The following is a 20794-nucleotide window of genomic DNA, read 5'->3' as shown; positions in this document are numbered from 1 at the left end:
AGTATAGGTTTATATATAATTATGCTATAGTTACAACAAATAAAGGCAGTTTTGATTATGGTGATCATCCACTGCCGGCTGTGTTCGAATACGAAACAGGGCACAGAATGTAGATTCTGTGCCCTGTTCTTATTATTCACCTTACTAGTGATATTTCTATAAACTATCCTGAGTTGTCTTTAACTCCACTTGCATGCTTGAATTTGCATTTTTACGTTGATTGATGTTGTTCTGAATTAAGGCGAAAATTACGAGTAGTGCCCCATAAAATTCGTACAAACTTATTGAATAACCTTGGAAAGCCATAATTATAAACGTTGTTATAGGCACCAAGCTGATAAACAAGATTCCGTTCACAGGAGTTAAGATCCTAAGACCAGCATTCCAGCTGAGTAAGGCTACTAGCCCTGGCATAATTGCCATGAAAGCCATCTCATATTTAACAGAAACCATTGTATTCCAGTCTGGAATTTGAATGAGATCGAATATAGATAAGAACAAAACGATAATCACAGAGACAGCTGTTCCCAACATGCATGTCAATGTCGAGTATCTGAGTGTTGACCACTCTTTAAATTCACTTCCTCCTAATGAATAAATGACCCATCCTACGACCCCGAAGAAAATGAGGAGCACAGGAACTAGATTTTGCGTAACCATTGTAAAGAAGGATAGGCTACCATTCGTAATAACAAGTAGGGCTCCGATTAAAGCAATGTATATGGTGGTCATCGTAGCTCTCGTAGGTTTGTTTTTAGTTTTGTACCAAATGATGACGATTGAAATTAAGGGCATAAGGACCTCCATAATAGAAGCAGTGATTGTGCCCGATTCTCCTAGTAAATGCTGGCCCCAAAAGACCAAAAAATTATATACGGTGAAAGCCATAGTTCCGTAAAATAGGAGTTTCCCTCCTTTTCCTTCTAGACGAAAAGCGGACTTTCCCTCTTTCAGCCACAGGAGACAGATGAGAATCACAGTTACAATAAAGTATCGAATCATTGAAAAATAAAAGGGGTCCATGTGTTGTAGTGCGATATGCGCAACTGGAAACATAGCTCCCCATGAAACGCTAGCGGTTAGGCACAGTGCCGAACCTAATAAAACGTGCTTTCTTGACAATTTCTTCATCTCCAATATTAATTATGTATGATAAATGTCACATTATTAATCATAAGGGATTAATAATTGGCAGTAAAATGATTGAAAATCATCTTTAATATCATTTATAATGATATTTATTCAGAAATTACTGTATGACATATGACTCGCAAGTGTACATGGGGGAAGATAATATGGAGCTCAATGACTTGAAAATTTTCAAACGTGTTGCTGATTTAGGCAGTGTTAGCCAAGCTGCAGCTGAATTAAGTTATGTTCAGTCCAATGTAACCGCTAGAATTAAACGACTTGAAAAAGAACTTAATACAGAATTATTCTATCGGCATAAGCGTGGGATGACTCTAAACGCAGAAGGAAAAAGACTAATTAGTTATGTGGAAGAAATTTTAGGGAAATTGGAAGAGATCGAGCGTGTTTTTCAAGGGGGAGAAGCTCCTTCGGGAATCCTTAATATCGGTATTGTAGAGACAGTCATGAGCTTACCTGCTATTTTGTCATCCTATCTTGAAAAACATCCCAATGTAGATTTGTCGCTGACGGTTAGTGTGACCGAGCAATTGCTGGAGGATGTGATCAGCATGAAGCTAGACGGAGCATTTGTTACTGGTCCTGTAAAGCACCCTTTAATTGATTGTCATGAGGTATTTCGCGAGGAACTAATTCTTGTATCCAAAAGTGACCATTTTTCTTTGGAAGACATCACAAAAAAACCGCTATTATTGTTCAATAAAGGATGCGGTTACCGAGAAAGACTGGAACGCTGGTTAAAGGACGAAGGACTCATTCCAAGGCAAATTATGCAATTCGGTTCGTTTGAAACCATTATTGGAAGCATTACGGCTGGAATCGGCATCACCATTGTTCCTCAATCATCTGTTCAACGACTTATCAATGAAAAAGTGGTCCATGGTTTTAGCATACCTAAACCTTATAATGAGGTAACGACTGTTTTTATACGTAGAAAAGAATCATTATTAACCAATACCCTCCGTTCATTTGTTGAAGAATTGCAAATCGGTTAATTGATATCAATATATAAATGCCGCTAAAAATAGCAGCTTCAACTGCATGATTTGCTTCAATAACGGATATTCTGTTCGATTAAGTTATTACCGCTAGCCTTGTCTACAAGAATGTAGATTCCCGGGTCAATGTAACTTGATATGAGTAGAGGCGAAATAAAACAAAAGCGACAAACCACCTAATGGTCGTCGCTCTTTTTTATGGATCGATTCGAGATGCTCTGACAGCAGATAAGCCATTCAGCTAGATGCATCAATTTGACAGGATGGCCATTCGTTGAACCTTTCAGCAAAAACGTATCTCCGGCTTTTCTTTGCATGGCTAGCGTTCTTTTTAATTCAGCAATGTTGGTAAAATGCTTCACCTGATAGGAAGCCATCCCAGATTGAAGCGCTCCGATACCTAGATATTTGGAGTGGTGACCATACGTATATAATAAGTCTAACTTCTTTTTCCCCAACTTTCGGCCTTGAGCCAAATGAATCGTTTTAGCATGTTTACCTAGGTCCTGTATATCCCCCAGAACCGCGATTTTTCTTCCTTTGGCTAAGCCTACATGATTTAAAACATCAAGCGCAGAATCAAGCTCGGGCTTGGTATTAAAGCTATCATTGATTACGACTATTTTAGATCGATTCTTTGTGACGCTCAGTCGACCATATGGCTTTTTCATTTTACGGAAACCACTTCTTATATCTGCAACCGTACAACCAAGATAATGTGAAACGCCTATGGCAAACAACGCATTATATACATTACATTTTCCAAAACAGGGAATATGGAAAGTATGCACTTCATTGTCCAACCGAACATTAAAGGTCATACCTGTAGAGCTATATCGAATGTGCTGCGCACTGTAATCCGCCCTATTTCGTATACCTATTGTTTTAATTTTGCCTTGGAATGATGTGAGGTTCAGCCGTTTGGAATGAGGGTCATCTTTGTTGAGAAATAATACTCCCTTGCTGTTCATTCCAGCAATAAGCTCTGATTTGGCCGCGGCAATCCCAATCAATCCATTTTGAAAATGGCCGATATGAGCGCGACCCACATTAGTTATGACTCCAATTTTCGGTTGAATCAGCTCACAATGGCGCTTGATATCCCCCTTCTTTCTCATCCCATACTCTAGAACAACAGATTTATGGAAAGATTTAATTTGCTTTTTATATTGAGAAGTAAACCAGGTATCGTTCCCATTTTCTATGGACTTGAATGTTCTCCAGCGTGTTTGCAAAATGGACGCGATCATCTCTTTTGTCGTGGTTTTGCCCGAACTGCCTGTAATCGCGACAATAGGCCTGCGCATGTTCTTCCCTCCTTTGGACTAACACTGGGTATACAGAGGTTCACACTCCATCTCACTTTCATAGATTATTTATACGAGATTCCAATATTACTATACGTACTTGTCTGTAATCATAGGGAGGGAAACTGATGTCGCTTAAAGAACGATTGCTGTTGTTGGGATACAAAAAAAAATCACTACATGAAAATTTGATTAGATTTCAGAATGATTTCAAAATAAGTGCAGAAATAAAGCTGCATCATCGGACTATACCTCGTCTGAAAGAACTTACATCAGGAAATACTTCACTGAATCTATTAGCTAGAACGATTTACAGTGAATCCAGAGGAGAGCCCTACCGAGGTATGGTAGCCGTAGGTGCTGTCGTGTTGAACCGGTTAAAGTCTCCTCAATTCCCAAATACCCTCGTAAAAGTCATTACCGAACCTCTTGCATTTACCGTAGTCAGCAATGGGCAGTTCTGGCTAAAACCCAATCGACGGGCCTATCGAGCTGCAAGAGAAGCAATGAAGGGAAACGATCCCACAGGTGGATCCCTTTTTTTCTTTAATCCTGATAAATCCACCTCCACCTGGGTGAAAAGACTCCGAATCAAATTGCGAATCGGGCGTCATGTATTCGCGCAAAATTGAGCTAAAGCGTAGCTTCTGTAATTCGCACCACTTCCCTTATACTCAATACTCTGGGCACGTAACTTGCGGTCACTGATTTTCCATGTGTGGCTTGATTTGTTGGCACGACGTCGAATCACATAATGTAAACAATCCGTTGCGTATACCTTGTAACCTTTCCGCCTGCAGCGGATCAGGAATCCTACACTTTCTCCAAGCGACACCGGTTGGAACCGAACTTTACTAAACACCTTTTTTCGGCACATCAATGTTGCTCCGGCGACTTGATCCACATGACAGTTCTGATCCTTAGGATGACGCAATATGAGTTTAGAACTGGATTCAAGGTATACAAGACAAGCCCTTTTCCCCACAATGTCCGCTTTGGATTGGTTCAGCGCATACATCATAGTGTTCAGATAATAGGGCGAGTAATAATCGTCATCATCAAATCTGGCGATAACTTTATGTGTAGCCCGGGTCACCGCATAGTTGAGACAATGGCCCAATGATTTTTTTTCAGGAATTTGATACAGCCGGATGTCTCCTTTATTTTTGCTTTTTTCCATGTATTGTTTTAACTTCATTGAGTCGTTGTTCAGTATAATTAGCAATTCTTTGGCAAGATATTTCTGCCGTTTGAAGTTCGCAAGCAATCGGTCAAAATGCTCCGGACGGTTTGTGCAGGCAATAACAGTCACATGTTCCGATTGAAATTGCCTTGCATGCTTTTCCTTTTGGGTTATCTTCATTGAAATCGGCTCCTGAATTTCACAAAGTTTGCTACTGACGCAACAGTTCAGACACCGTTACAAATCGGTATCCTTTACGCCTTAGTTTGCCAACGATCATAGATACAGCCTGCAGACTTTGATCCCAAGGATCATTCGCATGCAACAAAATGATGGAACCTGGACGAGTATAGGGAACAACCCGATTCACAATGGTATTAATCCGGGTTAGCTTCCAATCCAGCGAATCTACGTCCCAGTGCACAATGGTCTGATTCATCGAATGAAGTTTGTGGATGACGCGTTGATTCATATCACCGCCAGGCGTACGGAACAAACGGGGCCATACCCCCGTCGATCGCATTATCGCCTTCTGCGCCAATTTCACTTCATTCTCTATCCATGTATTATTATGTTTCCTGTAGTCCTGATGCCGATATCCATGCGATGCAATCTCGTATCCCCTTTGCCTAAGACGTTTAGCGATACGAGGATGCTCTTTGGCCCAGATTCCTGTTATAAAAAAAGTCGCCTTGTTGACCTCAAGCTTCCGCAAAAGGGACAACATCCGCTGGGGTACATCGTGACCGTTAGCAATATCAAAGGTTAAAGCAACGATCTTTTGATTTGTTGGAATCCGGCTTAGAACCTGTATCGTCTTCGTCACGCAGGCATCCTCTCTTTCCTAATGAACATATTTATAGGATTTTATGTTTCTTCAATTGCCGGATCATGTATTGAGCACGTGACTTATAATTATGTTTCCGAACGGTACGTTGACCTTGTCTGCGTATGGCTTCTCTTGCTTTAGGATGCTTGAGATAGTACCGGACAAGTTTTCGTGTCTGCTCAGCAGAAGCGGAAACAACTAGATCACGGCCAGGTTTGAACAATCGACGTATCTCCGGTGTATTGCTGGTGATGAGGAACCCTCCTGAACCCAAAATTTCATAAGTTCGCTGAGTCACCTGAGTCAGTTGATTCTGTGGTCCGATGACAATCTTAGCCGAACTATATACTTTACGTGCATCGGGATAATCCAAATAACCGTGTATCCAACTACGGGGAATTTTCACACCCAAAACAGGCTTCATCTCTTCCCACTGCCGTCCCCAAAAATCAATTCTAGTACCGTCCTTTATCAAAGGACGAATTAAATGATGTATTGATTTAATGCGATAATGCTTCGGATACAGTTTGAGAATCCGGGAATAACCATTGGCTACCACGGCAATGTTACTTTTTAAATGAGGAACGATACGTCCTCTGCGATGCACTTTACGATGATATCCAAAGTCCATATGCGCTGCTTGTATGCCCATACGTTTATATGTTTTTACCATGGATCGACAGATGGTAAAGACAAAATCGGGTTTGACTACACGAACATAGGGAAGAGAGAATGATTCATGATGAGTGGGGTCCTCTGTTGCCCAGTACACGTGAGGAATATGCGTATCCCCAATAAAACGTCTCATCCATTTCTGTTTATAAACAGCGTGCTCGGGTGTCCAGCCCATGCTTATGACTAAATCAGGCTTAAAATCCTTAAGCAATTTTGAGAGCTTGTTTTTGGTAAGAGAACCGGAGATTTTAACTGTATGACCTGCATCCCGAAATCCATTGGGTAGACCGTGAATCCACATGGGATGATTTTCAAGGAATAATACTTTCATAACTATCCCTCCTTTATTTGATAGTTATAAGAACGTGTAGAAAGCTTTTCGAATCGATACCCTTGCTTCTTCAGTCCAAGAATAATTGCGGGTAATGCCAACAAACTGCGTTCAGAGAAATCGTGGCACAATATAATGCAATGTTGCTGATATTTACTCTCACGCAGCACTTTGGCAGTAATTTCTCTGGGAGTAGGCCGAGGTAATAAAGAATCTTGGGAATCAATTGTCCAATCACAGTATCGATAGCCTCTAGCACCAAGTTTCCTTTTAATGGATTCCATAGTTCTACGTCCACCAATGTTGTACCCAAGCTGAGTATTCGAACCACCCGGAAAACGAAACAAGCGTGTACGTACCCCAATAACACGTTGTATAAATCGTTCCAATCTGTAAAAATCATTAAAAAAATCGGTTGAGCTGCGGTAGATGCGTTCAAAATGATGTGAGTACGTGTGATTTCCTATCCCGTGGCCTAATCTCTTCAGTTTTCTGTACATTCTCAAACCATAAGGGGTTGGGTTACCCACTACAAAAAATGTGGCTTGGATGTTGTGCTTCTTCAAAATGTCTAGTATTTGATTTGTGTACTTGGATGGACCATCATCAAATGTAAGATATGCAATTTTACCGTGTCTTCTATTTGTTGGACCGGTGGTGATCACCTTATCACTCCCTTCTTCCTCAGAGTCGACAACATGAACCTGGCACGGGCAGTATAATTATGACGAGCAATCGCTGACCGTCCATTACGTCTGATCTTCTCTCTTTCACCCTCATGTTTCAAATAATACCGAACTTTTCTCAACGTCTCCTGTGGAGTTGAACTTACAGCCACATCTCTTCCCGGCTTTAACATGCCTCTGACTGCAGGTGTATCACAAGTTAGGAAAAAGCCAGATGAGCCCAAGGTTTCATACGTTCGCTGAGTTAGCATGTCGGTGTAGTTTTGTAACCCAATCATGATTTTCGCCGAACTGAATACTTGATTGGCTTTTTTATAGGTAATATGCCCTTTGATCCACTCTGGAGGAATAGAGAAACCTAGTATGGACTTCATCCGCGACCAGTTGCGTCCGTAAAAATGAATGCGATAACCGTTCTTCAGCAATGGACGCACAAGAATACGTAGGGATTGATTCCGATAAAGTTTTGGATATTTCTTGAGAACATCAGGATAGGCATTGGCTACTAACGCAATATCTGTCTTATATTTCTTTTTCACACGGGTTCGATAATGCACCCGAGGATGATAGGCGTAATCCAGATAGGCTGCAGCATATCCTAACTTTCTAAATCTGTTAGCCGTTTTTTCAGAAATGGTGAATGTATAGTCAGGCTTCATACGTTTAAGAAGAGGCAGCGTGAACACATCAGTAAAATTCGGATCCTCCGTTGACCAATAAATGAGTGGAATACGATACTCTGTTGCCAGCTTTCTCACTAACCGTTGTTGCTTCCGGCTATGATCAGGTCCCCATCCGACGGACACCAACATATCCGGCTTATAAGAGCGTAATTGTCGACGGAGTGATTGCTCTCGAACCGGTCCCGACGCTCGAACTTGGTGTCCAAGATCTCGTAACCCGTCAGGCAGTCCATATGACCACAACTTGCCTCTCTCTAAAAATAAAATTCTCATTTCGATATCACCGTCCTGTAATCACAATGACAAGTGCATAATCAATTCAATCCGATTGACATATATATGGTTTGAGAAGGGGGCATACGATGAATCCACAATTCGAAGCGGTATACCGCGTGAGTACTCACAAAAAATGTATAGCTTTGACTTTTGATATTGGTTGGGGAGGTAAAATGCCGACCCCTGTCCTCGATGCTCTATCAGCCAGTCGAGTGAAGAAAGCGACCTTTTTTCTGTCCAGTACCTGGGTAGCGGAACGCCCGATGTTAGCACGCAAAATTAAAAACCAAGGCTATGAAATTGGCTCGCATGGACGTCTTCATCAAAATTACACTGAACATAGTAACCGTTGGATCACCCGGGAAGTCAAAGCTGCAGAAAACACCATCCGAAAAGCTACGGGAGTTAAATGTAAGCTCATTCGTACACCTAATGGCGATATGAACGAACGTGTAATTCAATTACTCGGCTCCCTTGGATATTCAACCATTCACTGGAGCAAAGATTCTATGGATTGGACGAATCCAGGAGTACGTACCATTATTCGTAATTCGACTACTGGTGTAAAACCGGGTGATATTCTGCTGCTACACGCAAGCGATTCGGCTCGTCAGACCGCTCGTGCTTTACCATTCATCATTCGCAAGCTTCGGCGTCAGGGATATGTGTTCGTCACTGTGTCTGAACTACTGCGTATGCGTACTAAATAATACCTTTTCTCGTCAAGATCCGGAGAATGTAAGCTGCTCTCTTCTTGTAGGAATGTTGAGCTGCTGCCTTTACTGCATTGCGTTTGATCTGCTCCCGTTTCTGGGGAGAGCGCAAATATTTTGCAATCAGATTCCTCGTCTCACGTTCAGATGAAGAAACGAGCAGGTCCTTGCCTGGACGGAACCATCTGCGTACCTCTGGCGTGTCATCTGTTATAAGCAATCCTCCAGAAGCAAGAATTTCATATGTTCTTTGGGTGAGACGATCTTCCGCATTCTGAGGACCAATTACAAAATCAACGGAATTGTATACTTTTACCGCTTCCTTATACGGTAGATATCCATGAATCTGTTTAACGGGAACACTTGTTTTGAACAGCTTCTTCATCTTGCTCCAATCCCGTCCGTAGATATCCACCTTTAACCCTTTTTCCAAAAACGGATTGACAAGTCGCCGTACAGACTTGAACCGGTAATGTTTTGGCTTCTCTCTATACAATTTTGAGTATCCGTTCGCAACTAGAGCCGCGTTCCCTTTATATTTTTTCATCCGTTTCAATCTACGATGTGTATCCGGATCACTTCCAAAATCCAAATGAGCAGCAGGAATGGCTTGTTTTTTGAATCGTTGTACGGTTGTACGATGAATGGAAAATACAAAAGCGGGACGCGTTCTACGGATGAGAGGTAGTGAGAATACGTCTGTGTAACCCGGATCTTCTGTTGACCAATATATGAGAGGAACCTTAGAATGTTGGACCAATTGGGCAATAAGTCGTTGTTTCTCAGGTGTACTATTGGAAGGCGTCCAACCCATGACAAAGATCAGATCAGGTTTAAATCGACGAATGGTTCGGGCAGCATGTTGATCTGTAGCACAAATTTTCACCTTATGTCCTAATTTTTCAAATCCTTTGGGCAATCCATAAATCCACATGGGATGTGTCTCTAAAAACAAGATGCGATATATTAACATGTTTGTCTCCTAACCATGAGCACATTTTTATATAGTTGTCACATCTTATTCATCTCTGGGGCAGTTGCTTGGGCTTCAACCCAGTCTGGCCGTGTTTTGAGTAACTTGCTATCTTTTTACATGTTTGACTCATTGAAGCATGCTTAGGCCCTCCACCCGCATAGAGGATGGTTATTTGTTTCGCGCGTTTCACGCACTCAACTGGCTAAAGCCATAACAAAAAAAGCCGCTAGAAGCGACTTTTTTTATAATGATTCGTATACGAACGAAATTAACCTGATTAGTATGGTATTTTAATTTGTCTCTTTGGAAATAGCATCCATTAAGATTTTTTTAGCTTTGGCATTATTCTCCGAGTAATCAAACATGGACATACTTCCCCACCCACTGTAATCAGGAGCCCAATACCGGATGCCTATAAGACCGTGTGTTTTTCCCCACTCGATTACATCATGATAGATAGCAGCTTGTCCCTCTTCATTATGTGGGTAGCCCTTAGCGGTATTTGACCATCCAGCGTACGCACCTTGCACCTCACCTGATGGATAAGAAAACTCGGCAATAAATACTGGAATACCCACCTGCTTGTTTATGGCAGTAACGATTTTTTTATACATAACCATTTTATCGATGTACACGCCTGGGGCGCTAGGATAAAAACTAATTCCAGCAGTATCAACAGGAAATCCATTTTCCTTTAACGTCTTAAAATAAGTGACTGCTGTATGCACCGTTGTCACTACGGTTGCGATATGCGTTGAAAACTTAACATTACTTGAATCAAGTCCCAAATCCTCATATGCACTTTTAATTCCTTTAGCTACTGAAGCCATCTGTACTGCATTGTACTTCCATATATTGTTCTTGAGCCACTTGGTACCCATGACAGAATAGACATGTCTCATAAATTCCGGAACTTTCTCTAGCTTTTCGTTTACTGCGGTTTTCAACCCGAGGCTTACTCCTGCGAAACCATAGTTAGCTTCATTGCCAATGTTCCAGTTCTCTACTGTAGCACCCGTTTTCAAAATTTCTGTAGCGACAAACTTACCGTATGCCTCCAGAACAACGTTCATTTCTTCCAATGTTAATTCTTCCCATGGTTTCTCTTTTTGCAAGGCGTAGATCTCGGGATATTGTTCGAAATTAGGAGCTTGTTGCCGGTCCATATCCATATAAGTATAAGCAAGCATAATTTCAGGGTTCAACGGTATATTCAATTCGGCTGCCATTCGGGCCAACTCTAATCCTTGCTCTAAGGTATGGTAATTAGCATTTGAATCTTCTTCACCGTTAACCATGTTATCTTCAGTAGGATATCTTTTTGTTGCAATTCGTGCGTACATTTCCGTAGCACCTGACGAAATGTACATTCTTTCTAAATCCTCTCTGTTATTCGCAGTAAGATCTCCGGCAGTGTAGGTGTAACCTTTCTGAAATGCATCCCCTGAAAATGGACTCACCGAAAGCGCTACGCGAAAGTTCTCAGTACTAACAGCAGGTACGTAATTTTCATCTTCAACATACACTGACAAATTTCTTACAATAACGCAAGCTACGATTAGAAGTATGAAAAGTACAGAGATCATGATCTTTGTTCTTGTTTTCATACGTTGTAATACATATTTTAATTTGTTCATTATTAATGAAGTCTCCCTTTATAGCTTATCTTGGCTAGTGATCTTACTAGAGTTGTCTGAGAACAAAATCGTTTAATACCTCGCTTCGTTGACAAATAGAATTGCAATTGTTAGCATAACTTGAGTTACAGAGACAAGGAGGTTATCCCTATTCAACCCCGACAACGTCAGGAGAATGAGCGAAGCGAGCTGCGAGAGAAACGCCGTTTAAGCATCATTCAAGCTGCCACTTCTATTTTCACACAGCAAGGATTCGAAAAGGCTACCATGCAGGAAATTGCCAAGGCTGCAAGCCTTGGCGTAGCTACAGTATTCCGCTATTTTCCCAAGAAAGAGCATTTGATTGTTGCCGTTGCTTCACATATTGTTCAGTCCGAAGTGGTTATCTTTGAAAAGATTGTACGTGGAGATGGAACATGTTACGAGAAATTAAACGTAATATTCGACACCCTGATTTTCTTTCAGCAAGCTGAGCACCAACAGAACTCCAAGTTGATTGAAGCCTTTGAATGTTACGTGGCGCTTTCCAAAGAACCTGTAGAGCATTTGGAATTGTATCAAACGGAATATAACAAAATCATTGAATTATTTACCGAATTGGCGGCGTTAGGAGAACAGGATCGTTCTGTACGTGCCAGTTCAAATTCCGTCAACATTCTACTTACGATGATGAATGTATACGGAACATTTTCCAAGAAAATGTCCATGCTAGAAGGTATCGATGCATTCAATACTCGTGTAGACCCATCCGAGCAATTCAACTTACTTAAATCTCTTTTTCTAGAGTCTTTGAAACCATGACTTCATTTCGTATGAACGCTGTAAACTGATTCATGACATCCGACGGAGAAGGCGCTGCAGTTTTGGGCAGCCCCCCTCATTCTCTGCCTTTTTACATCTGGTGAGTAGTCGTAACTTAGCCATGTTTTTCAGCAGAGATCGTCTCTCTAGTGATAGTTCGATCAAGACCAATGGCGGCTTTATGGTCTCCTCTCATAACTGATTCGCCTTCTACATCGATGTTAGGTAACAAGCGATCAAGCCATGCAGGGATATACCAAGCGCTTTTTCCAAGAATGGTCATTACAGCTGGCACAAGTGTCATACGCACGATGAAGGCATCGACAAGTATGCCAAATGCCAGGGCTAATCCCATGGATTTGATAATGGTATCTTCGGCAAAAATAAAGCTGGCAAACACGGCAATCATAATCAAGCCCGCAGCAGTAACGACTGGCCCACTATGGTTTATCCCGCTTTTTACCGATTGTCGTGCATCTCCAGTATGCGTGAAATCTTCACGCATTCGGCTGACAAGGAACACCTCGTAGTCCATGGCAAGTCCAAAGAGAATTCCCGTGACGAGAATGGGAAGAAAACTAAGTACCGGACCAGGTTCAGGTATACCGAACATACTTGCCAGATAACCATCTTGAATGACCAAGACAATAAAACCGAGTGTTGAACCTAGTGTAAACAGAAAACCAAGTACAGCCTTAATCGGTACAAGCAGAGATCGGAAAACGAGCATGAGTAGTACAAAGGCCAGACCAACAATCAATAAAGCGAACTTAGGTAATGCCTGTTGCAATTTCTCCGAAATATCAATGTTAACCGCAGTCCCACCGGTAACCATAATGTCGACCTGTTTATTGTTTTGTTGATCGGCTTTTTCGCGTATAGTCTTCACCAGTTCAGTCGTTCGAATGTCGTGCGGGCCTGTCTTAGGTAACACTGTAATGATGGCTGCATCTCCCGATGGACTCGGTATAGCGGGTGTTACACTAGAGACATTCGGTAGATCGTTGATGTAAGCGGCCGCTTGGGCGATTGCTGATTGTGGGTCCTCACTATTATTGGCTTTAGCTACAACAACGAGTGGACCATTGAACCCCTCACCGAATCCTTCAGCCATTAGATCATATCCACGACGCTCAGTCGTTTCAGTCGATTTCAGGCCATTGTCCGGCAAGCCCAACTGCATATGCAGAAAAGGCAAGGTACACATGATTAAGACGGCAATACATAGAATGGTAGTAAGCCAAGGCTTTCTAGTGGCAACTCGACTCCATGCGTTTTCGTTTGTTTTCTCCTTTTTACTCCCAGACCATTTTCTCAGCCAACGATTTTCGCGAGACGGACTTATGCGGTCCCCTGCTGCAGCTAGTATGGCTGGTACGAGAATGATTGCAATGAGAACAGCTACAAATACACTAATAGCAGCCGCTAGTCCCATCATTGTAATGAAGGGGATTTGTACGACCGATAAACCCACTAGTGCGATAATTACAGTCAGTCCTGCAAATACAACCGAGCCTCCTGCTGTTGCATTAGCCTGAGCGATGGCTGTTTCTCTGTCAAATCCTTCTGCCAATTGCTGACGGTACCGTGACATGATAAATAGTGCATAATCAATACCGACTGCTAAAGCAAGCATGACTGCTAACGTAATAGAAAATGATGACATTGATACGAAATTAGAACCAATAATTACAGTCATCAGTCCAATTCCGAGTCCTATGACCGCTGTTAGAATGGGAAGTCCTGCTGCTAGAAACGAAGTGAACGTGAACGCTAGAATCATGAAGGCAATAAGGATACCAATGACTTCGGATATGCCCCCAACTTCTATTTCAGAAAAAGCAACGCTGCCTCCTATCTCTGTTTGAATCCCTTCCTTACCAAGCCACTCTGCAATGTTCAACACATGCTCCTTCGAGCTCTCATCCACTTCACTAGCGGGTTTAGAATACGTAATGTCCGCATAACCGATCTTTTTATCCGCGCTTAGAGTCATTGCCTCAAATGGGCTAGCTACAAATTTGACTGACAAATCCGTTTTTATATCTTTCAGGGCTTGCCGGATGTAATTTTTGTTTACTACGGAAGTCAATGGTTCATCTTCCGCTCTGAAAATGAGCCTAATCTGTCCACCGTCATCTGATGATGGAAACTCTGAGTTTAGTACTTTCGCTGCCTGATCCGACTTCGTTCCCGGTATAGTCATCTCACCGGTAAACGAAGTACCCATACCAAGTCCGAAAGATGCAAGCACGATAAGAAGTGCTAGCCCCATTGTAATTACCATTTTTCGTTTTCTCGTTGACCAAACCCCGAGACGATATAACCATTTTGCCATAGCTTATTTCTTCCCCTTTCACTTCCACAAGAATCCTAGAGCTACCTAAGGATGCTCTGTACAGCCATATTAACGAAATAAAAGCAAAAAAAAATCGTACGAAAGGGCAAGCCTTTCATGTACGATGGGGCATAGAAGCAATATGTCATAACGGGCCTACCATTTTTTATCTCGGGATTAGAAAGGATGCCTTAACAAGTTACAAGTGTAAGATCCCCTTCTCGACAGCTACTGCAACAGCTTCTGATCGCGAATTCACTCCAAGTTTGTTGTAAATGTTGGTAAGGTATGCTTTTACTGTTCTCTCGGCAATACCCATATCAAAAGCAATATCTCTGCTACGTAAACCACGAGCCACTGCTTGTAAAACGAGTAACTCTCTCTCACTAATTAGGGGTGACTCCTTGTCAATTAATAGTTGTGGCTGTGTTTTAGGCTCTTGAGCAGACATCGCATGAAACGCAAAGATTCTTGACGTTATTTCAGGTTGAAGTAGTGTTTCTCCACGAATGGCAGAATCCAATGTTCGAAATAATTGTTCTCGGCTGGTATCCTTGAGCAAGTACCCTTTGGCTCCAAGGGAAAGTCCCTCGATCATCAAGTCATCTTCGTTGTATGTCGTAAGAATAATGACAGGTATACGAATGTGTTGTTCGTTCATACGTTTCAAGGTATCCAAGCCACTGAGTCCCCCCGGCATATTTAAGTCCAGGAGAATGACATCAGGCTGTTTGTCTAACATAATTCGTATAGCTTCTTTTCCTTCCTCAGCCTCTCCGACAATTAGATAGTTGTCACTGGTCTCCAATATTAATTTAAGTCCTTCACGCACCACCCAATGATCATCTACGATGAGTATGTTATATTTCATTCAGACTTCTCCTTTTTCAAGTGGAACGCGGAACAAAATAGTCGTTCCTTGTTTTCCGCTTTCAATTTCAATGTTGCCACCTATCAATCTGGCACGTTCATTCATCCCGATCAAGCCATAGTGTCCGGATTGTTTTCCGATTCGGTCTACACTAAAGCCCTTTCCGTTATCTCGTATTATAAGATGGAAATCTTCTTTCTCTATAGCCATGTGAATGGTTACGCTCGTTGCCTGGGCATGCCTGGCTATGTTCATAAGCGATTCACTTAAAATGTGCAATACGTGCTCCATTCCTACTTTGGATATGAGACTAGGAGCATTCCCCTCCAAAATGATCTCGATTCCGGTCGCCTGTTGGAAACGTTGAATTTGTTCCTGGACTGCCTCTCCGAAGGTAATAGCCGGTGTTGCCTTGGTTCGAAGATCATCAATGGCTTTGCGTGCATCAGCCAATGTTTTGCGTGCTTGGCCCATTGAACTGCGAATAATCTCGTGCGCGCGAGGAAAGCTTCCTCGATTCATGTGCTCATCGATGGCCTCTAGCTGCATTATAATGCCGGCGAGTCCTTGAGCTAATGTATCATGCAGATCTCTTGCCATACGTTGTCTCTCACTTGTTAGTGTTAATTCCTCTACTTTTTGATGAGCCTTCTCCAGCTCATGCAGAAACGTTAATGTTCTAACACGGGCATTGACCTGACGATAGAAAAGCACCGCATAGGATACCACTACAACGATCATCATTAAAAGTAATAGAATTAACAAGGCAACATCCGTACCAGATCGTGTAAACAGGGTTACCGTGCAGAATAATAAATATAATACAAACGCAACTAGCACTATTTTTGTCGTTTCATAGTAAATGGCAAAGGTCTGTCCTATCAACACCGGAATTAAACCGATCAACACAGCAGGCATTCCATCTGGCATTAACATTGCACTTCCGTAAATTAACCCTGCTTGAAGAAGGATATAGAGCAATTTGGATCGTTGTATAATTTTGTTTACTTCCCAGTACACCATGGTATGAGTTAACATTGCAGCTACAAAGAAAATACTGGGTACTAATATAGGGGTTGACATGGTTTGTAAGATCAAAGTAGCCGTGGCAACAAGCCAAAGCCAAATCATTATCGGAATACGTGAAGACGCAATCGGTTCCGTTTCTTCATTTAATCCGGACAGCTTGGTCTTCTTCCGTACTATTTTCATGGAATCACCTCTTGTATAAGTCATTATAGTCCAAATCACGACCAAAAAGATGTACGATCGTACATGCCCTTTCGTACATCCCTTTTTGTAATGAAAATCGTCCACAAGTTAGACTTATGGACGATAACTTTGAAGAATTATGCGAAACTTTCCAAAGGGTACTCTCTCCAGACAGTTCCTATAGTGAATGATTAGAGTGTGATGCCACCATCTGCCATGATGATCGACCCTGTCATGTAACTTGAATAATCAGATGCAAGAAACGTAACGATCTGGGCGAGTTCATCAGGTTCTGCATAACGTCCGATCCGCATATTCGGAAACTCTTCAGGAACGTAGCCGCTCTCCTGCAGCGATTGCGGAACCGCAGCCGTCAATGTTGTAGCTACACCCCCTGGACAGATGGCATTGACACGAATACCCTTTCGTACATATTCAATGGCCGCCGCTTTGGTCAAACCTGCAACGGCATGCTTGCTTGCGGTGTATGCAGCCAGACTGTGTTCGGCACGAATAGCCGTAGTGGACGCAGTATTGATGACATGTCCGTATCCCTGCTTATCCATAAGCTGCAAGGCATATTTCATGCCTAAAAAGATCCCTTTTACATTCACATCCATGATCCGTGTATATTCTTCCTCGGAGATATCCTGAAAGCGTTGGAATTTCTGGAGTATGCCCGCATTGTTGAATGCCACGTCAATTTTTCCATAGGCCTCTACTGCTTTTTGAATATAGTTTTGAACATCGCTTTCTTTGGATACGTCAGCCTGTATAAAAGTAGCCTCTCCGCCATTTTCGCGAACCAGTGCTAACGTTTCTTCCCCTGTCTGCTCATTGTAATCAACCAATACAAGCTTCGCTCCGCGTGATCCCATAATCACCGCGCTGGCTCTTCCAATTCCACTGCCAGCTCCCGTAACAACGATCACTTTACCTTCCAGAGAAATACCTTCTTTATTTCCTGTCGGTGCACCAAAGTCTTGCTTCTGTACTGTTGCTTCAAACTCAATGGCTGCCAGTTCCTGCTTCACAATCTGAAGTGTAGGCAAAGGAATATCTACTTGAGGCAATGCAGCTAGTTGATCCAACGTAAAATTAGTGGCCATCTTGAACGTTGGTTCCTTCACGAATTCCGGCAAATGCTTTTCCAGTACAGCAAACGATTCTGCGTTGTTCAATAATTCACCAATTCGGGTATTCTCATCAAAGCTCATTAGGTTCATCTCTCCAATATATTAAAAAATTTTGGGTCATTTCTATTATTTCTATCTGTATCATCCATCTGGGCATTGTTCTAAGCATTTAAATGACAGAAAATCAATCGCACAAGTAGAAATTAGTATGCGACCGGAAAAGCTTTGAGTCCCCGGATGATCATGCCTGGCCTCCACTCCAGCAGTTCCGCATCCGTATTCAAGCGAATCTCCGGCAACCGGTGCAGTAAAGCGTTGATCGCAATCTCGCCTTCAAGTCTCGCAAGTGGAGCGCCAAGACAATAATGAACCCCTTTACCAAAAGCAATGTGGTCATTGACTTTGCGAGTAATGTCAAACGTATCGGGTTCTTCATATTGACTGGAATCCCGATTCGCTGACGATAAAGCAACAAGCACCATATCTCCTTGGCGAATGTGTTTTCCTTGAAAATCAACATTTTCTGTAGTCCAGCGTACATTGCTTATTTCAGCTGGCCCATTAAATCGTAGCACTTCCTCGACAGCCGCTTGAATCAGATCCGGATGATCCATAAGTAGTTGCTTTTGCTGTGGATGTTCCAGCAAAGCCAGCATGCCGTTCCCAATCAGATTCACTGTGGTTTCATGTCCTGCAATTATGAGTACGAACACAAGTGCATATAACTCCTGCTCTGTTAGTTTGTCGCCTTCTTCCTCTATGCTGATGAGATCGCTGATGAGGTCCTGTTGAATATGGTTGCGCCGCTCCGAGATCAGTTCTTGTAAGTAATTCACAAAAGCCTTCATCACTTCATCGCTCTCCAGGTTCATCTGCGGATTGCTGACACCCTCCATAATGGTGTTGGACCAGGTTCTGAATTTGTCTTGATCCTTCAGCGGAACACCTAGCATTTCACAAATAACGATAATGGGCAGCGGGAAGGCATAGTCCTCGATCAAATCAAACTCCCGAGTATTTCTTGCCTGAATCTTGTCTAGTAATTCATCACTTATTTCCACGATTCTCCCCCGCAACCTCTCAATCATTCGGGGAGTGAAGGCCTTCTGAATCAAGCGCCGCAGTCGACGATGATCTTCTGGGCCAACACTGATCAGATTCCTTGAAATAATCGTCTTATGCGGAGGAAGTGTCTCCTCCATTGCATCGTAACTGTCATCGAGAACTCCGGTTACAAAGCGACCATCCTGCAAAATTTTGACAGCATCCTCATATCGGGTAACCATCCAGGCAACATGTCCACTAGGCAGTAGTAATCGATGAACAGGCTCTTCGGTACGAAGTTTTTCGTAGACTGGGAAAGGTTGCTGAATGAAAGAATGGTCCAAGAAATCTACTTTGGACTTGGAACGACCTTGATTTTCATTAGTAAACATAACATCACTCCTTAAATGATAGTAATAATATCAATACAATATTAAAACTATATATATAGTAATTCATTTTCAAATAAGTTCATTTAATTCCAGTAATACGCAATAACCTCTATCATCCTAAGGATTCAAGCGTTCTTCCAACTCTTTAACAATTTGAGGATACTTCTCATCCAAGTCGTACTTGCGCAAACAGATATACGTAAGAACGAATATCACCAAAGGAAGATATACTGTCAGAATCAGAATACTGGTAATCGCTGAATCTGCCTGCGTTACTAACGCTCCGTCGTAGCTGCCCATTGCAAGAATCCAGCCGATCATCGCGGCGGCCAGACCCGTACCGATTTTAATGCCAAAGCTGTTCGCACTATTAACCATCCCAACTAACCGTTTACCTGTCTTCCATTCACCGTATTCCACGGTGTTGTTCACCAACACTCCGCCCACAGCCATCATTGGAATGGTTGCCAGTGTAGCAATACCGCCAAGTACTAAAGCTGCAATAAAGTTATATGGCATGAAGCAACGAATAAGTGATGAAGCAATGCCAAGAATCATACCTATCCGTGCTGTTCTAGTAAGTCCGAACTTCTTGATCATGGGTCCCACCATAACAAATCCCAAAAAAACTGGAACTAATCCAACTGCCCCCATGATTCCGATCAGGTCTTCATTTCCGAGGATATACTTGGTGTAATAGATTCCTGTTGAACCGTTAAGTGTATACAACATGTTGATCAATAACTGAGCAAACAGCATGATGACCCAGTATTTGTTCTGGAATAAGAGCTTGATGCTTTCCCAGAAAGGAATGTTATCGCTTTCAACAATACTTACGCCAATATTATTTTCTTTGGATGCTAAGAAGGTCAGGATTAAGGAAATGAAAGATAGAATACCCAATACAACTGCAACGATAATCCATGCTTTTTGGCTCCCACCAAGCATATTGGTTATTGGAATTAATGCGATAGAGATAATCATCCCTATAATATATCCAAAGATTGTGCGGGTAAGGCCCATTTTACCGCGTTCTTCTACACTTCTGGTACGCATCGCCATCAAACTTCCGAAAGGGATCGCAATTCCCGTATACACAATGGCCGAAGCGAAGGCAACTGTAGACAAAGCATAGATGCTTTTTACAGTTGAAGATGCCTCCGCCGGCACTGTGAACAGTAATATGATAGATGCCATTGTGGGTAGAGCCATCCATAGAATCCAAGGTCTAGCTTTTCCATATTTGGATTTTGTCGCATCAACGATTCTACCCATCAACAAGTCCGCTATTGCATTGATTAGTTTGGTGATGAGCATTATCGTACCTACTGTGGCAGCTGCAATACCTACCTTGTCTGTATAAAAATAAGTTAACATCCCGATCAGTCCGCTAATGGAGTTTAAGGCAACTTGCGCTACTCCGTCACCTAAGTAATGGTAAGGGCGCATTGTTTTCTGGATTCCTTGGGCATCAAGACCTAATGCTTTGGACTTTTTAACTCCCTTTACAACTGGTGGATTATAGTTTTCCCGCTCTACTTTCACTGCTGTTCCCCC

19 protein-coding genes are annotated in these 20794 nt (G+C 42.3%); 4 read left to right on the top strand and 15 right to left on the bottom strand.

What is annotated here, in order from left to right:
• Positions 1 to 156: 156 nt before the first annotated feature.
• Positions 157 to 1122, bottom strand: coding sequence for a DMT family transporter (locus PQG66_RS06595; RefSeq protein ID WP_272036345.1), 966 nt, complete (start codon positions 1120 to 1122; stop codon positions 157 to 159).
• A gap of 173 nt (positions 1123 to 1295) precedes the next feature.
• On the opposite strand from PQG66_RS06595, the gene PQG66_RS06590 reads away from it, so the two are divergent.
• Positions 1296 to 2144 carry a LysR family transcriptional regulator gene (locus PQG66_RS06590; protein ID WP_272036343.1) on the top strand — a complete coding sequence of 283 codons (849 nt, stop codon included), beginning with the start codon at positions 1296 to 1298 and terminating at the stop codon, positions 2142 to 2144.
• A gap of 179 nt (positions 2145 to 2323) precedes the next feature.
• Here the strand turns inward: PQG66_RS06590 and PQG66_RS06585 are convergent, their stop codons facing one another.
• Positions 2324 to 3454 (bottom strand): UDP-N-acetylmuramoyl-tripeptide--D-alanyl-D-alanine ligase, encoded by a 1131-nt coding sequence (locus PQG66_RS06585; protein ID WP_272036342.1) that lies wholly within the window; start codon positions 3452 to 3454, stop codon positions 2324 to 2326.
• A gap of 128 nt (positions 3455 to 3582) precedes the next feature.
• Here PQG66_RS06585 and PQG66_RS06580 point away from each other — a divergent pair, with 128 nt between their 5' ends.
• Positions 3583 to 4086: a cell wall hydrolase gene (locus PQG66_RS06580; RefSeq protein WP_272036341.1), complete on the top strand. Its 504-nt coding sequence runs from the start codon at positions 3583 to 3585 to the stop codon at positions 4084 to 4086.
• Here the strand turns inward: PQG66_RS06580 and PQG66_RS06575 are convergent.
• Genes PQG66_RS06575 through PQG66_RS06555 form a run of 5 tightly spaced genes read right to left on the bottom strand, consistent with a single transcriptional unit; the run spans position 4065 to position 8114 of the window.
• Positions 4065 to 4817: a glycosyltransferase gene (locus PQG66_RS06575; RefSeq protein WP_272036339.1), complete on the bottom strand. Its 753-nt coding sequence runs from the start codon at positions 4815 to 4817 to the stop codon at positions 4065 to 4067. The genes PQG66_RS06580 and PQG66_RS06575 overlap by 22 nt on opposite strands.
• 31 nt (positions 4818 to 4848) lie before the next feature.
• A complete protein-coding gene (locus PQG66_RS06570; RefSeq protein WP_272036337.1) occupies positions 4849 to 5463 on the bottom strand; it encodes a polysaccharide deacetylase family protein in 615 nt (204 codons plus the stop codon).
• Positions 5464 to 5494: 31 nt separating this feature from the next.
• Positions 5495 to 6472, bottom strand: coding sequence for a CgeB family protein (locus PQG66_RS06565; RefSeq protein ID WP_272036335.1), 978 nt, complete (start codon positions 6470 to 6472; stop codon positions 5495 to 5497).
• Positions 6473 to 6474: 2 nt separating this feature from the next.
• On the bottom strand, positions 6475 to 7137 hold the full coding sequence (locus PQG66_RS06560; protein ID WP_272036333.1) for a polysaccharide deacetylase family protein: 663 nt from the start codon (positions 7135 to 7137) through the stop codon (positions 6475 to 6477).
• Entirely contained in the window at positions 7134 to 8114 is a 981-nt protein-coding gene (locus PQG66_RS06555; RefSeq protein ID WP_272036331.1) for a CgeB family protein, read from the bottom strand. Before PQG66_RS06555 ends, PQG66_RS06560 begins: the two co-directional genes overlap by 4 nt.
• 89 nt (positions 8115 to 8203) lie before the next feature.
• Here PQG66_RS06555 and PQG66_RS06550 point away from each other — a divergent pair, with 89 nt between their 5' ends.
• Complete coding sequence (locus PQG66_RS06550; RefSeq protein WP_272036329.1) at positions 8204 to 8827, top strand: polysaccharide deacetylase family protein; 624 nt, start codon at positions 8204 to 8206, stop codon at positions 8825 to 8827.
• Here the strand turns inward: PQG66_RS06550 and PQG66_RS06545 are convergent.
• Both PQG66_RS06545 and PQG66_RS06540 read right to left on the bottom strand, forming a co-directional pair.
• Positions 8820 to 9803 (bottom strand): CgeB family protein, encoded by a 984-nt coding sequence (locus tag PQG66_RS06545; protein WP_272036327.1) that lies wholly within the window; start codon positions 9801 to 9803, stop codon positions 8820 to 8822. The two genes, PQG66_RS06550 and PQG66_RS06545, sit on opposite strands and share 8 nt — an antisense overlap.
• 293 nt (positions 9804 to 10096) lie before the next feature.
• Positions 10097 to 11443, bottom strand: a complete 1347-nt coding sequence (locus tag PQG66_RS06540) for a glycosyl hydrolase 53 family protein (RefSeq protein WP_272036325.1) — start codon at positions 11441 to 11443, stop codon at positions 10097 to 10099.
• Positions 11444 to 11563: 120 nt separating this feature from the next.
• On the opposite strand from PQG66_RS06540, the gene PQG66_RS06535 reads away from it, so the two are divergent.
• Positions 11564 to 12244: a TetR/AcrR family transcriptional regulator gene (locus PQG66_RS06535; protein ID WP_272036323.1), complete on the top strand. Its 681-nt coding sequence runs from the start codon at positions 11564 to 11566 to the stop codon at positions 12242 to 12244.
• A 115-nt stretch (positions 12245 to 12359) separates the two neighbouring features.
• Here the strand turns inward: PQG66_RS06535 and PQG66_RS06530 are convergent, their stop codons facing one another.
• From PQG66_RS06530 to PQG66_RS06505, 6 genes are all read right to left on the bottom strand, one after another.
• Entirely contained in the window at positions 12360 to 14582 is a 2223-nt protein-coding gene (locus PQG66_RS06530) for an MMPL family transporter (RefSeq protein ID WP_272036320.1), read from the bottom strand.
• Between the two features lie 199 nt (positions 14583 to 14781).
• Positions 14782 to 15453, bottom strand: coding sequence for a response regulator (locus tag PQG66_RS06525; protein WP_272036318.1), 672 nt, complete (start codon positions 15451 to 15453; stop codon positions 14782 to 14784).
• Positions 15454 to 16665, bottom strand: a complete 1212-nt coding sequence (locus tag PQG66_RS06520) for a sensor histidine kinase (RefSeq protein WP_272036316.1) — start codon at positions 16663 to 16665, stop codon at positions 15454 to 15456.
• Between the two features lie 191 nt (positions 16666 to 16856).
• Positions 16857 to 17615: an SDR family NAD(P)-dependent oxidoreductase gene (locus tag PQG66_RS06515; protein WP_272036531.1), complete on the bottom strand. Its 759-nt coding sequence runs from the start codon at positions 17613 to 17615 to the stop codon at positions 16857 to 16859.
• A 389-nt stretch (positions 17616 to 18004) separates the two neighbouring features.
• Positions 18005 to 19237, bottom strand: coding sequence for a cytochrome P450 family protein (locus PQG66_RS06510; protein ID WP_272036313.1), 1233 nt, complete (start codon positions 19235 to 19237; stop codon positions 18005 to 18007).
• Between the two features lie 117 nt (positions 19238 to 19354).
• Positions 19355 to 20782, bottom strand: a complete 1428-nt coding sequence (locus PQG66_RS06505; RefSeq protein ID WP_272036311.1) for an MFS transporter — start codon at positions 20780 to 20782, stop codon at positions 19355 to 19357.
• Between the last annotated feature and the right edge of the window lie 12 nt (positions 20783 to 20794).

The organism is Paenibacillus sp. JJ-100 (genome assembly GCF_948329825.1).
Classification (GTDB): domain Bacteria; phylum Bacillota; class Bacilli; order Paenibacillales; family Paenibacillaceae; genus Paenibacillus.
This window is presented reverse-complemented; position numbering and strand designations above follow the sequence as displayed.